This is a genomic window from Orrella marina (genome assembly GCF_003058465.1).
GTDB lineage: Bacteria > Pseudomonadota > Gammaproteobacteria > Burkholderiales > Burkholderiaceae_B > Algicoccus > Algicoccus marinus.
On sequence record NZ_CP028901.1, the window covers coordinates 891,210 to 905,506 of the forward strand.

General features: G+C 54.8%; 9 protein-coding genes and 1 pseudogene. 9 read left to right on the plus strand and 1 reads right to left on the minus strand.

What is annotated here, in order from left to right; translation table 11 throughout:
- Window positions 1-227: 227 nt before the first annotated feature.
- The 9 genes and pseudogenes from DBV39_RS03960 to DBV39_RS04010 form a co-directional block, all read left to right on the plus strand.
- Window positions 228-342, plus strand: a pseudogene (locus DBV39_RS03960) (transposase); the annotation flags it as partial.
- A 772-nt stretch (window positions 343-1,114) separates the two neighbouring features.
- The gene (locus DBV39_RS03970; RefSeq protein ID WP_159078784.1) at window positions 1,115-2,296 is read left to right on the plus strand and encodes a glycosyltransferase; all 1,182 of its coding nucleotides are present in this window, start codon (window positions 1,115-1,117) and stop codon (window positions 2,294-2,296) included.
- A gap of 109 nt (window positions 2,297-2,405) precedes the next feature.
- Window positions 2,406-4,502 carry a glycosyltransferase family protein gene (locus tag DBV39_RS03975; protein ID WP_159078785.1) on the plus strand — a complete coding sequence of 699 codons (2,097 nt, stop codon included), beginning with the start codon at window positions 2,406-2,408 and terminating at the stop codon, window positions 4,500-4,502.
- Between the two features lie 586 nt (window positions 4,503-5,088).
- Complete coding sequence (locus tag DBV39_RS03985) at window positions 5,089-6,978, plus strand: ABC transporter ATP-binding protein (protein WP_108620445.1); 1,890 nt, start codon at window positions 5,089-5,091, stop codon at window positions 6,976-6,978.
- Entirely contained in the window at window positions 6,975-8,411 is a 1,437-nt protein-coding gene (locus DBV39_RS03990; protein WP_159078786.1) for a hypothetical protein, read from the plus strand. The genes DBV39_RS03985 and DBV39_RS03990 overlap by 4 nt, the downstream gene beginning before the upstream one ends.
- Window positions 8,412-8,573: 162 nt before the next feature.
- Window positions 8,574-9,878: an NTP transferase domain-containing protein gene (locus DBV39_RS03995; protein ID WP_159078787.1), complete on the plus strand. Its 1,305-nt coding sequence runs from the start codon at window positions 8,574-8,576 to the stop codon at window positions 9,876-9,878.
- Window positions 9,800-10,882, plus strand: coding sequence for a hypothetical protein (locus DBV39_RS04000; protein ID WP_159078788.1), 1,083 nt, complete (start codon window positions 9,800-9,802; stop codon window positions 10,880-10,882). Before DBV39_RS03995 ends, DBV39_RS04000 begins: the two co-directional genes overlap by 79 nt.
- A complete protein-coding gene (locus DBV39_RS04005; protein WP_108620449.1) occupies window positions 10,875-11,987 on the plus strand; it encodes a hypothetical protein in 1,113 nt (370 codons plus the stop codon). The genes DBV39_RS04000 and DBV39_RS04005 overlap by 8 nt, the downstream gene beginning before the upstream one ends.
- Entirely contained in the window at window positions 11,984-12,601 is a 618-nt protein-coding gene (locus DBV39_RS04010) for a LicD family protein (protein WP_108620450.1), read from the plus strand. The genes DBV39_RS04005 and DBV39_RS04010 overlap by 4 nt, the downstream gene beginning before the upstream one ends.
- Here DBV39_RS04010 and tnpC read toward each other — a convergent pair.
- A complete protein-coding gene (gene tnpC, locus DBV39_RS04015) occupies window positions 12,578-14,278 on the minus strand; it encodes an IS66 family transposase (protein ID WP_108620451.1) in 1,701 nt (566 codons plus the stop codon). The two genes, DBV39_RS04010 and tnpC, sit on opposite strands and share 24 nt — an antisense overlap.
- Window positions 14,279-14,297: the final 19 nt, after the last annotated feature.

Below are 14,297 nucleotides of genomic sequence, written 5' to 3' on the forward strand. Positions count from 1 at the left end.
TTGGTCCAGCGAAATGGTTTGGCGCTAAGTTTGTTGAGTGTCTCAATGAGTGTCTTGATGGTTTCCCGTAAATGTTTCACGCTGGTGAAACAGCCTCGGTACAGCAGGGCACCTCGAAAAACATCTTTCAATGAAAGTCAGTGCACTATATTTCATTGGGTTACGTAGAGCATTTCATATAAACTATGGGTTATTCGAGGTGCCCCAAAGTCGATGCAGCGTCGTCCCGGGAGGTTTCATCCAAGGGTGGGCGGGCCTGCCTATCCAACTGAAACTATGGTCAGGATTCTGGTGTTGAGGCGCCTGCACAATCTGTCAGACGAAGCCATGGAATACCAGTTGGGCACCTCGATTAACGACTGATTTTGGCGAACCTGACGAAGTCAGCACGACACCTGGCTGTCATCGGCAGCAATTTCCTGATTCCGTGAGCGGTTTGCTCACTTTTTGATCGGATTTTGCTTCGAATCGCCCCGGATTTCGGCGATTCGGCCCATTTTGGGCGTCAGAAGGCCTTAATGTCGTGCTTCTGGAAGTACACCAGACGTTTCAGGTTGTAGCAGGGCTCACGGAATCAGGAAAATGCTGTCGATGACGGTCAGGAATCGTGCTGACGCGGTCGGATTGGCGAAAATCGACTGTTAATCGAGATGCCCAAGAGCGACCATTCGTTGTGCACACACCTTATTGACTGTTGCGGATCTTCAACTCTCAAGTGAAGCGCCTGCGCTGTCGTTTGATGATTGGCGTTTTTTTGTTCCGTAATGTACGTCTGGTCGATATACTCAACACAAGTGCAGCGATAAAGCAGAACACCAAATTGCTGTGCAGCCGACGCCACCGTCACAACGTAACAGGAATGCGCAACGCCCAAACGATAACCGGGCATGTGTGATCCTTTTGCTGAGCATGTCCTTCGATCAGCGAAACGTCAGACACCACTCTTACAAGACCGAGCCGCACCCGTTTTTCGACAGATGAGCAGATTCTCAAAGTCACTGTGCGCTGAGAGTGATGGTGGTCCGATCATGATTATTGATTCAGGTCAATCCAGATGAACCTCCACCCAGATGCTTCGTCGCAACAGAGAGTCCGGTCTGGCCATCCAGCTGATTTGCAGGGTTTAGATCAATGCCCGGACCCGACAAGCGGATTACGGCGCGACCCGGAAGACTTTCAGGATAGTCAGGACAGCACCGAACTGCGCATATCGATCATCGTCCCGACCTACAACAAAGCCACGCATCTGGCACGGTTGCTTCCCAGTATTCTGGCCCAGACCGTAAGCCCTCAAGACTACGAAGTGATCATTGTTGATGATGGCTCTACGGATGAGACACCTACGGTCGCGCAGGCATTCAAAGACCAGTTCACCCATTTTCTGTATGTTCGGCAAGAGAACAAAGGCATTGGCGGAGCACGTAACACGGGTTTGAAGTATGCCAGGGGAGAGCTGATCAGCTTTCTGGCAGACGACTATGTGCTTGCACCCGCTTACCTGGAAAAGCTCTCTGCCCAGTTCGACAATCCCGAAGTACAAGGTGTAAGACCACTGTTTGATTCGCTGGGTCGGACGGCTGTCGAGATGGCGGTGTTTACACTGTTGATGAGCGGGATGAAGCGGCAACATATGGCATCAAAACAACTGCTCCACGCTCCACTATCTGTCCACGCGTGGGGTGGGGCGGCGATGACCCGACGATGCCTTTTTGAACAACACGGACCTTTTCTGGAAACGTTTGCCACAGGAGAGGACAGCGAGTACGCGACGCGCCTGGATCGCTCAGGAATCCGCATACATGTCTATAACGAGGTTCTGTTTCAAATCAAGAATCGCACAGCCTTTCTGGATGCCTGCCGTCGAATGCACCAGTACGCGGTCAATGGTGTCTTGATCAGACAGCAATTTTATGGCGTCCAGGCGCTACGCCCCGCGCGTCGAAGGCCATTGCCGGTACGGCTGGCCGGTCTGGTCGTGAATCCCGTCATCAATACATTTCTGTGCACTGACAGCTTTCTGCAGGCATTGAGAGTGGCACCGTTGACTTTAACCATGACGCTCTCTGCCATCGCTGGCACGTATCGAACTCGCTGGCAACTGCGTCGGCGTGGCGTAGCAGCATATCGACCCCCAACATCGGCCAGCATATCTGCGCTTTCCGCCGAGTCGGTTGCAAACCGGGTTCCTGACGCGGATTCTCAGGTTTCACAGGTCGCGCCGATTTCCCCAATTGCCCCAAGTACCTCAGTTGCTACTGTTACTACCGTTTCTTCAGCTGTTCCACCGGTTAAATGAGTACGTTCTACGACCTGCCCAGCTTGATGCCGGGATCTGGCAGGCAGACGTCGCAACGTGTTCTGGGCAAAACGGGCCGCCAGAGTGTTGCGATGCAGCATGGCGTGCAGTGCTGCGTCATGAAAGTCCGACACGAGATAACCCATCTGTTCGTCCGTTGTTCGACATGGTGTCAACGATCGTGGTGAGGTTGAGGCATTTGCTTCATCAGACTGTGGTTGCTACGACAGCCGTGGAGTCTCTAGTCGTTCCCACCAGACGACCAGCACCCGGTCTCTTGTTACTTGTTCAGTTTCGTAACGAGAGAGACGGGTTGCCCGCATTCTTTTCCAATGTGCTGCCGCACGTTGACGGCATCATCGGTTTGAATGACGGCTCTGAGGATGGCTCAGGTGACTACTTTCAAGCTCAGCCTAAAGTGTTGAAGGTCATTCACAGGCCAGTCCGAACCCCTCATCGTTGGGATGAGCCGGGTAACCGGCTGGCATTGATGCAGGCAGCGAATCACTATCGTTCGCAATGGATACTTGCGCTAGACGTCGACGAGCGGCTTGAGCGAGACTTTCGGGTCAGGGTACGACCTTATCTGATTGCTGCTGAACGATTGAACTGCCACAGCATCTCTCAACCTCTGCGCGAAATGTGGGACTCCCCATACACCTACCGCTGTGACGGCATCTGGGGCAGAAAGCGACGCGATCGCCTGTTTCGCTGGACGGAGGACCATCAGGTCGACCCGTCTGCATTTCACGGCACATGGACTTCAGTTCGACAAAGTGCTGAAGGGGCACAAGAAAGACGACCGGAAGTACCGTCAGAAGTACAGCCAGAAGTACACCCAGAAGAACTACTAGAGGGACAACAGGCACGATCAACGGAGCAACAAAAAAAAGGACGCTCACCGCTCGTCCGAGGTCGACAGTCGATTGCCTGTCCGCTCCCGATCTATCACCTGGGTATGCTGACAGACGCACAACGTGCTCGCCGTGTCCGAAAGTACGAGCGACTCGATCCAATGCATCAGTTCCAGTCAATCGGCTACGCCTACCTCAATGACACAAACGGACTGCGTCTACGCCACGTCGACTCAAAACGTCCATATCAACCCACGAAAGAGGTTCTCCCCATATCTGGCATGTATGGTCAGGCTGACTTACTGCGCGAGCTCACGCATTGCATCGAGTTTGTACGCACGAATAAGGATCTGTTTCGGATTTCGCCTCGGGATGAATATCTGATTCACGAAAGCATGCAAAGACTTCAACCAAGGCTCAATCAATCCGTGGGTCATCTTGGTTTGACGCGCAACCCGCTAGCTTTGTTACAGCTATCGTCATTGTTTGCACAGTCAACAAAGCCGAAACAGCCAACGCCGTCAAAAGAAACAACAAAGCTGTTTCAGCCAACACAGTTCACTGAGTCTGCAGGACCTGCAGATTCAGTGAACTCAACTCACCCAGCTCACCCAGCTCACTCGTCTCCGACGGAGACGATCGGTCGTTACAGAGTGGGTTACGATCAACCCAAAAGAGGTTTGCAGGAAACGCAACTCGCCGGGAAAGCGATCCCGCGATCGTTCGTAGTCGTCGGCCCTCAAAGTGCGGCCCAGGATATTCTGATTGGTCGATTGTGTCGCAATCGTGGTTATCGACAGCTGATTCTGGATCCGATTGTCGGACTGATCAGTACGTTGGAAGATACTCAGTTACGGCATATGTTCAGCAGACTGCTGTGGCAGTCCATGGCTACTCGATATCCGTCAGGTGTCGTGTTTCATATCACTGACACTGCATTCAGCAAGATGGTTATCACCCAGGGCGATCTGTCCTCATCGCGGACCTGGGTTCGAGCATGTCGAGTCATGAAGACAAGCGTATATTGGCTGGATTCTGCAGGGCAGGGGAATCCCTGGGTCCGATTGAGTGCATTCGTGCCACGAACCGTCACTCGTTTGCAGGTGCGGGACGATCAATGCGTGGACGAATTGATTCGCCTTCAGTCCGTTATTGAAGCGCGTGAGTGCAGTCCGTTCTTTCAGGGAGGAGACAGGGGTGCCAGATCGATGCGAGGGTGTGGGCCTGGCCAGATTCGGGGTGCTCAGGGTAGTCAGAACATCCAGGGCTCTCAGGATGTTCAGTGCAATCGGAGCAATCGAAATACGCCGCAGAGCCATGACGTCAAGAAACATCTGTCGAATTCTGGCTAACGATTGCTTTGGAATGAGAATTGAACGCGATTGGTTGACTGGTTCGTAGCGAATTCCCGGTGTAAGGCGTTGAACTGGTCTGGATGTGAGGCGAGGACGAACAGGGGAGGGAAAGTTGACCGGCGGGGACCACGGGAAGCGTGGCGATGGTCAGGTGTGAGAGCCGGGACGGCGTGGTGAAGTGCGCAGAAGGAACGCTGAGGTGAGTGAGGTGAGTGAGGCAAGTGAGGTGAAAGGCAGGGAAGTGCGGTGAAGTGAACTGCTGTGGTGCAGTGCCCCGTCCACCTTGTCGGACAGAGGAGTCAGGCGACAAGTCGATGGTCACCGGGATAGCAGGAATGAAGCAGGCAGTGATCAGCAGGGCAGAGATAAGGCGGGCAGATATAAACGCACAGCAAAAAAGTGTGCTGGCTCAGATCACGACGACTTCAGTCTGTCAGACGCCCATGGCGGGTGAGCGATGTTGTAGACATCTTGTCTTTGTAGACTTTTTATTTTTGACCTGCCCGACTGGAGACGTGTTTCAGACGCTAATGGGAGTTGCTTTTGTGTTCGGAATTTTTAAGGTTGTTTAACAGGATCGACTTTGGATAACAGGCATTCATTCACTTTGCGCGACGAGATCAACCAGATTTTTCAGGTCTTGCCCCGCTCGTCTCGCCGGCGCGCATGGGGGTTACTTGCGCTATCGGTTCTGACGGGTCTGTTCGAAGTCCTGACAATCGGCTCGGTCTTTCCCATCATCTTGAGTCTGACCGATCCGGATCGGCTGGTATCGTGGTTGTCACGAATTGCCGGGACTGGACAGTTGATTGATCCGCAGTGGGTGTCGTGGTTCGCACGCCCTGTACCCGTGCTGGTGGTGTTTTCCGGGGTGGTGATTGTGGCAGGCCTTGTCAGAATGTCTCTGATCCGGCAAACGGCATTGTTTGCCCAGCACGCTGGTGCGGAAATGTCAGTCAAGGCGCTGGACTGTGTCTTGCATCAACCCTATGCCTTTCACGTGGACACGACCAGCACCCGGACGATTTCACTGGTGACGCACAAAGTGACGATGGTGGTCAATCAGGTGATGATCTCGCTGATTCAGTTGATCACCTCGATCGTCATTGCCGCCTGCGTCCTGACATTTCTGTGTTTTGTGAATCTGGCGGTCTCTCTGATTGTTTTACTGGTTCTGCTCGCGACCTACCTCATTGTTGGCTCGCTTTCCAGGCGCAAGTTACGCGAATTTGGCCAGGAGAACGCCGAGCAGCAGACGCAGGCAATCGCGGCCGTCCAGGAAAGCATCGGACATGTTCGAGAAATTCTGCTGACAGGCTTGCAGTCATTCTTTCTGGAACGGTTTCGTGGCCACGCCCACCGTTATCGCCACGCGCAGGCGCAGAGCACTGCAATCACTGCCAGTAAACGCCATCTGGTTGAAGTCATCGTGTTTCTGTTGATGGCCTCGCTCATTTACTTCTTGCTGCAAAGCAGCACCCCGAAAGAAGACGTACTGGTCATTCTCGGTATCTTTGCGCTGGCGGCACAACGTTTACTGCCGATCGTGAACCAGATCTACACCGCCTGGGCCAGCCTGGAAAATGGTCGCAGCCCCCTGGCTGATGTGATGGACGTACTTCGTCTGTCGACTGATGGCGACAAGCTCGCCGAGGTGCCAAGGGTTGCCTTTCGACAAAGTGTTGTACTACGTGATGTCGACTTCCAGCATCCCGGTGCGCCCGGTGTGTCCGGTGCGAAGAGGAGGCTGTTCGAGCGTCTGTCGATCGAGATTTTTAAGGGTCAGCGAATCGGGATCATGGGCCCTAGTGGTGCCGGCAAAACCACCTTGATTGACTTGTTGGCGGGGCTTCACAGACCTGTGTCGGGTGACTTGCTGGTCGATGGACACGTCATGGACCGAACCCGCATCCAATCCTGGCAACGGTGTATCGGTTACGTACCTCAGCAAGTGTTCCTGTCGGACCAGACAATCGCCGAGAACATTGCCATTGGCCTCCCCATTGATGCGATCGACATGGAGCGTGTGCGGTTTGCGGGCAAGGCGGCAGGTCTGGAAGACTGGATCACTTCGTTGCCCCTGGAATACCGGACCCTCTGCGGAGAGAACGGCATTCGCCTCTCGGGTGGACAGCGCCAGCGCATTGGTATTGCCCGGGTCCTGTATTCGCGCAAGCCAGTATTAATACTGGATGAACCCACCAGCGCACTCGACGTCCGGACCGAGGCTGAAATCATGGACTCCATCATGGCGCTCGATCGAGATATGACCGTGGTCATCGTGACTCACCGCCAGTCGCTGCTAAGCCGATTCGATCAGGTCTGCTGGGTCGAGCAGGGCAAAGTCAAGCCATGCATGCCATCTATAACGCAGAGCCCCGTTGAAGGCGCAGAAGGGGGCCATTTATTCAGGACTCTTCGTTCGAGCGATACTGACAATGCAGGTCCGGCTCAGAAAGCGACGACAACATGAACAAATACAGTCCTGCCCTGACTCGAATAGCACGTCCTGCCAGTGCACAGTCGCCAGCCCAGGCGTCAGTCCGGGATTGCGTGCCTGAGTCTATGCAACTTCATTCTGATGATGCGTCGCATAAGCCTTATCATGCACTCCTGATCGGTCACAGCGAAGAACTGCTCAGGGCATTTCCGACCTTACTGGATCGGGCAGGATTCGTGGTCGATGTGCTCACATCTGCCAGCCGCTTTGAGCAAAACTACAGAAGTTATCGAAATAACAGCCGCAGTCGAAACAATCACGGCAAGGTCCGACAGGTGATACAGGTTTCCTTGCCGGAGGATCTGGTTACCGCCAGTTTGCATCTGGACCTGAATCAGTACGATCTGGTGGTCATCGGTGACGACAAGACACTGCGGGAGATCATGGCCGCGGATGTATCGGCGGCCATGAAGCTACGACTGCTCCCTGTTTACTCTGAGCACGGCTTTCGACATATCGGCAGCAAGATTGGATTGTCCGAAGTATTGCAAGATGCGGGCATTCCCACCCCTCGTTTCACGGTCGTGCGAGATGAAGGCGAACTTGACGCATTGGTGAAAAACCTGACGGAACCTGTCATGTTAAAGATCGATCAGTCTGGCGGTGGATCAGGGGTGTTTCTGCTGGATACTGGGCGATCTGGTTCTGGACAATCAGATGCCGATCAACCCGGCCCGCTTGAAGTGATCGAGATGCTCAAAGGCAGACAACTGGTCTACCCGTTGCTGGCTCAGCAGCGCATCCAGGGTGACGTGCTGGATCTGTCGAGTTTTTACCAGCACGGCGAGTTGATCTGTACCTCGTATTCCGTGTTTGAAGCTGTGGTGAGATGTTCGTATGGGCCATCATCGGTCAGACAGTATTCGCAACTCAGCACCGTCAATGAAAACGTATTCGAGTTGCTACGCGATCTTGGGCGGGCGCTCAGTGCCCACGGGTTTGTCAATTTGACCTGCATGCGGGAATCGGCCACGGGCAAGCTTTACGTTTTCGAGGCGGACATGCGCGCCTCAGTCTGGGTGGATTACGGCAAATACCTGGGTGATGATCATGCGGTCGCGATTCGCCGATATTTTGATACGGGCGCAACCCTTGTCAGCCCCGTTTCGCACAATCCTGCGTTCCCGGAACAGGTGCGGATTCCATTCGTGTACCGGTTGACTCCATGGGAGATTCTGACGAACGCCCATCAAGTCTGGCGATATTGTCAGAATCAGTCGGTTACCCGGATTGCTCAGTACTGTATGGATTTTCTGTGGAGCGCTATCAAGGGACACATGACAATGTTCGCCGTCTTGCATGTGAAACCCTGGCTCAAACCTGCTCACTGGGAACGTTTGCGATCCATGCGGCGTTCAATCAGAGATTGGCGCTCACGAACACCCAGGGCGAGGTTTCACCGCTGATCCCGTTCTGATCCTGGTAATGACTCGTAGACGGTGATGCGCCGAATCCGTACAGTAGGCAGGCAGTATAGTAAAAACATTAAAGTGCAGCAGTACGAAAGAACAGAAGTACAGAAGTACAAAGGGACAGAAACGCCAACAATCACCACTGAGTTTCAGAATATGACCAAAACGGAACATTGGCCAGCAAACACAGATCGTAATCGCACTCCACCTCAGGTCGAGGTCGTCATTCTTGCTGCTGGCCAGGGGCAACGGTTCGAAGCCAGTGGTGGTCAGGGACACAAGGCGCTGGCTCCAATCTGGGATCAACGCGGAACCCTGGAATTGCTCCTTTCCCGACTCAGGAAGTGTGGTAATCAGCATGAAGGTCAGTTTGGTGAACCTCGACATCTGCCCGTGACCGTTGTCACGGGCAGATGGGCTGACTCGATTCAGGCCGTTGCCCAGCGTTACAACGCAAACGTGGTGCATAATCCCGACCATGCCAACGCCACCTTGCTGCAAAGTCTTGTGTATGCCATCAAGCACAGATGCACAAATCGTGTCAGCGGTGCAAGTTGTGTGGGCTGTGTGAGGTGTGGGATCTGTGTATGCCAGGCGGATCGCGTTCTGGTCCTGTTTGCCGACACGCTGTATTCCCTCAAGGCACTACAGACACTTGTGCAGGCTTGTATGCGGGAAGCAAAGAGCGATCCTGGCCTGGAATGCCTTTCAACTGGGCAAGAAACCCGAGTATCAACAAGTCATCACTCGCAAAACCCTCCTCAGATCCGAAGTCAGCCGTGCGCGCTGGTTGCGATTTCTCCGGCACCGGCTAAACATGCGAGATTGCAGGTCATGTCCACTGCTGTGCGCAGCGTCAGAGCCGAGGATGCACGAGGCGATTCAGTGGACAGTCGCCAAGCGAGTGCTTCGACAGACAGTCACTACACGGAAGGAGCGTGGCCGGAACAAACTCGTGTGCACGTGACCGACGATAACAAGGTGCTGCGGTTCGATGACCCTGATTCCGAATGGCAGATGGCCCACGCGGTCGTTTGGCCCAGACACATGATGACTCGTCTCGTTGAAGCGGTCGACGTTGCACAGCAAACAAACGTGAGTCGGCAATGGCAGGTTTTGCAACAGATCATCGAGACGGCGTCCAAACCGGCAACATCAGCGGTGAGGGCGGTCAGATTGCCTGCATGGTCCACATTCGATGTCGATACCATCGATGACCTGACCGCTTTGCAACACGATCATCGCGTCCATCAGGAGCATCTCGAGTACTTTGACAGCCATGTTTCAAAGGAGCGCACACTGGGTAGTGAACCCGATGCACTGCTTGATCAGGTGTATCGCAAGTACTGCGAATCCCCGAGTCTGCTCGACATGAATTCAAGGTGTTACGGCACCTGCACACAATACGCCCGGATGTTTTTACAAACCCGGTCGGTGTTCACGGTCAATGTCTGGAACTGAACTTTGCATCGGGTATCCGTCTGTACGATCTGCTGGTTCGTACCGCCCGTCACCCGAGAGGTCGTGCCGTCGAACGTATCTTGCTCAGACGTTGTCTGCACCGCCTGCACAGAATGCAGGCGGTGTTGTTGAAAGAATCACATTCAATCGCTTCACAACCGTACCCGTTCTCTTACAAAATCATTGATCTCCTGACCACACTCAGCGAGCTGCTGTCGGTGTCGAGTTCGCCTTCGAGTTTGGCTTCGGGTTCCACTTCAGGTTCGGTTTCACGTGCATATTCACTCTCAGGGGCAGTCAAGGCCGAGCTTGAAGTGATGCAGACTGCCTGGAATCGCGTATCAACGATTCCATTTCGGGATGCAACACCCAAGAACATCATCATCGCAATTCCGGCACTGGTACCCATTGCACACCTGACATCGATGACGCAACGCGAGCAGGCTTTAACGGAATTGATGGACCGTGAAGACTCCTTCTGGGAGAGCGTGCCAATTGTCGATATTGACTTTACAAGTACCCGTGATCTGACAGTGCCCGAGGACGATGTCATCAGTTTGCTAGGCCATCACAGCACGGTCCGCTTTCTGCAAGGCGAGTATGAACGGCTGCCTCTCTTGCCTGGCCTTGAGCACTCGGTCGAACGCACTGATCTGGCCTGGTTTGTTCGGTACCTGCGCTTTGGCGGACGCAAACTGCTGTACAAACTCCTCAATCCGATCGGCTTCGCCGTGCGATTTCGTTACGACGAACCATGCTTTTACTTTGAACAGTTGCCACGAGTACTGAGCACGGAATTTCGAGACCGGTATCCAGCCATTTTCGGGCTTTTGTTGCGGCTGCGGGATCATGCAGAACGGTATCGGGGCGAGGCTTTTTCAGATTGTGCGAAGGACCACTATCTCGCGTATCTGAGCCGTTGTGACCCAACTCTGAGCGAATCCTCCATCCAGTCGTGGTACTGGCAAGAAAGCCCTCTGGAATGGCAGACTGAACATGTCTGATCCGGCCATGGTCTCGACAAACTCGGCCAATCTGGTGAGTCTGGTCAATCTGATTACCAGGCGTCCATATCGCCGCTCCGCAATCGTTGCCGAAACAGCACTGGATATCCAGAAGAAGGTCACGCGTTATGGTGTGCGATTCAGTGTTCCCTTTGGTGGGTATAAAGGCCTCGGACTGCCAGACAGTCCGTCTCTGAACTGGGCCGAAGTGGCCTGGCTAGACTATCTACGCGCTTATGCAGAACCCATGACACGATGGGTCGATACTGAAATCGAGTTCGCGTTCACCTACCTCAGTGGTGTCTTGTCATTTATCAATCACACCAGCGACGCAGAGCAGGTTCACTATCTGGATCAACTGACGCAGTTGGCTGATGCAATGAGTGGTGACGGAGTGCGTTTCAAACTGGTGGATCTGACAGAAAGGGCAGGTGGGCGGAAGCAGGTTCTATCCCAAATCGAGACCAATTACGCAAATCTGCGAAGCACCCGGCGAGAAGTCTCCCCTGAGAAGATTGCTTCTGCCGCCAGAAACTGGAGAAGTCCTCAAACATCAGGGAACTCGCAGAGCGCAACCGCTTTAAGCCATTTAAGCGATTCAAACAGGGACGATAATGCACGGCTTGCTGCTTTACGCTGTGAGGCGATGGAGATGCTTCCTGCACGTCGGCAGTTCAACAAGTATGGTGAACACATCCAACTGACCCACGTTCGCGGGGCCTCGCAGGCAGTGCATATCGGATCCTGCCGCAGTTCAGTGGTGCAACCCTGGGTCGGCCAGGCGGTGTTTGAGCAAAAGAGCAAGAACACACCGACGATTCATGGTCTGACCCGCTCTGTCGTACTTGATGCTGCCCCTGCGCCCGCACCTGGAGTTATAGCGTATGAATGGGTACCCAGAATTCTGGGTAGCAACGGCTTATCACAACTCACCAGATTGTCCAGAGGATCTGGACAATCTGGCGTTGAAGTGAGAAGTGTCGACCTGAAGGAGGGCGAAATGGCCAGTTGCCTTGATCTGTCTGTTCGTGCATTGAGCGCGGCCCGCCTGTTTCCCCATCTGGACAAGGTGCTTGTTGTCACGTCTGAACCAGAGGTGCGATGACTCTGCCGCTCAATCCAGACGACTCCTATACGCTGACACAGGCGGATCTGACTTCTTTGCAGGATGGACTCTTGCGTCTGCTTGTTGAGTTTGATCGTGTTTGCCAGAAACTGGGTATTCCGTATCAACTCGGTGCGGGCACGCTTCTGGGTGCAGTAAGACATCAAGGGTTTGTGCCGTGGGACGACGACGCGGATGTCTGTCTGCTTCGATCGGACTACGAACGTTTGCTGGCCCTGGGTTCATCTGAGCTGTCACCTGGGTTCTTCTTGCAGCACGCGGGATCGGAACCTGCTCATCCGTGGCTCTTCGCCAAGTTAAGGCTCGACGGTACCGAGTTTGTCTGCCCTGAAACACAAGCGAGGGATATTCACCAAGGTATCTACCTCGACATCTTTCCGTTCGATGATGTCAGGCCTCACAGTGCGACAGGGAAGGCCCATCTTGAGCTCACCCGCTGGGTTCGTATCGCACGAGCGATCTATCAGACAGGCCGACAAAGAAAGCTCGCCACACGCAGAGCTTATCCAGTGCGCCTGATAGTGAATCTCGCGTATCGATTCGTACGCGATCCAGCAATAACAGGATGTTCAGATTTCGCGCTGAGTGATTAAATCCTGTGGATGAAGATTCCACGGCATCAAGGCCTCATAGTCCTCGACAGTCTGCGCCAATGGCAGACGACGCAGGACGTGGCGCAACCACAGGTAGGGTTCGAACCCGAAGCCCTTGGCCGTCTCGACCAGGGAGTAGATGACTGCACTGGCATGTGCGCCAGCCGGTGTGTCACTGAACAACCAGCCCTTGCGGCCCACCACGAACGGGCGAATGGCATTCTCGACTGGGTTGCCGTCAATGGGCAGATCGCCGCGTTCGGTGTATCGCACCAACCGGCCCCAGAACTTGTCCAGATAAGCCAGCGCTGCACCCAGTTTGGTGCTCGGCGGCACCAGTGGCAGATTTTGATCGACCCACTGTCGAATCTCGTTCAGAATGGGCAGGCTGCGCCGCTGGCGAGCCAGGTATCGGTCTGCATCGCTGGCCTGACGCACGTCTTTCTCTATTTTGTAGAGTCGAGCGATCATGGCCAGCGCCTGGTCGGCCTTGCCGACTTTGCCTTTGTGCACGGCCTGGGCTTCGACAAAGGGGCGACGCGCATGCGCCCAGCACGAGAGATGTTCCACACCAGGTGTTCGGGCCACGGCCGAGTAGCCGCTGTATCCATCGGTCATGAGGTATCCCGTCCACCCCTCGAGCAGTCGCACGGGGACCGTGCCGGAGCGACTTGGATCGTAGTCATAGAGCACCATCTTCTTGCCAGGCGGGCCTGCTACCTGCACCCACATGTAGCTTTGGGCCGTCGGATCTCGGTCAGGCTCCTTGAGCACCTGCACAATCGTCTCGTCCATCACAAGCACTGGGCTGTCGAGCAGCGAATCTCGCAACAGGTTGTGCAGGGGTTGCAGCGCCTGCGAGGTGCCGATCACCCATCGGGCCAGCGTCTGGCGGGTGACACGCGCACCCGAGCGTTCGAGCACGTGACTGAAACGAGCCAGCGGCAGACCATCGACATACTTGACCGTGAGCAACATCGCCAGCAAATCGGGGCTGGCGTTGCTGCGTGGCAGCACCTGCTTGGGCACAGGGGCAATCACCGGATTCTGGCTCTTGTCCGGGCAGCCGTAGCGCTTGCGGATATGGCGCAGCACCCGGATCTGCATGGGCACGATGTCAAGTTGCTCGGAGACTTCCTCGCCGATCTCCACCATCGGTGTGCCGCAAGCACAGAGCCGCTCGCTCTCGGGCACGTCGTGCACGATATCCACGCGAGGCAGATCACTGGGCAGTGGCCCACGTTTACCGCGCGCTTTGGGTGTTCTGGGCGTTTTGGAAGACTCGGAGCTGGCCGGCGCAATCACCGCCTGGTCATCGGCCTCGGTGGTCTCGGGCGCAATGGCATCAGCTTCATCAAACAGACGACCCTGGGCCGGATGCGCTTCGCTGCTGCGGCCAAACATTCGGCGTCGGGCCAGGATGAGGTCTTCGTAGAGCTTTTGCATGCGCTGCTGAAACTCACGCTCGTAGTGTGCCGAGTAGTGGGCATCATAATGAGCATCGTAGTGCGCAGCGTAGTGTGCCGAGTAATGCGCTTCATAGTGGGCGGCGTACTGCGCACTGAGCTGTTCGTGCAAGGTCTGCGTTAATTGCTCGAGCGCCGAGGCGCTGATCCCGAACTGTTCGGGATCGATCTCAGGCATCTCGATGGGAGGTTTACTTGATGGTGCAGACATGCGTCATTGTAGCATAGTC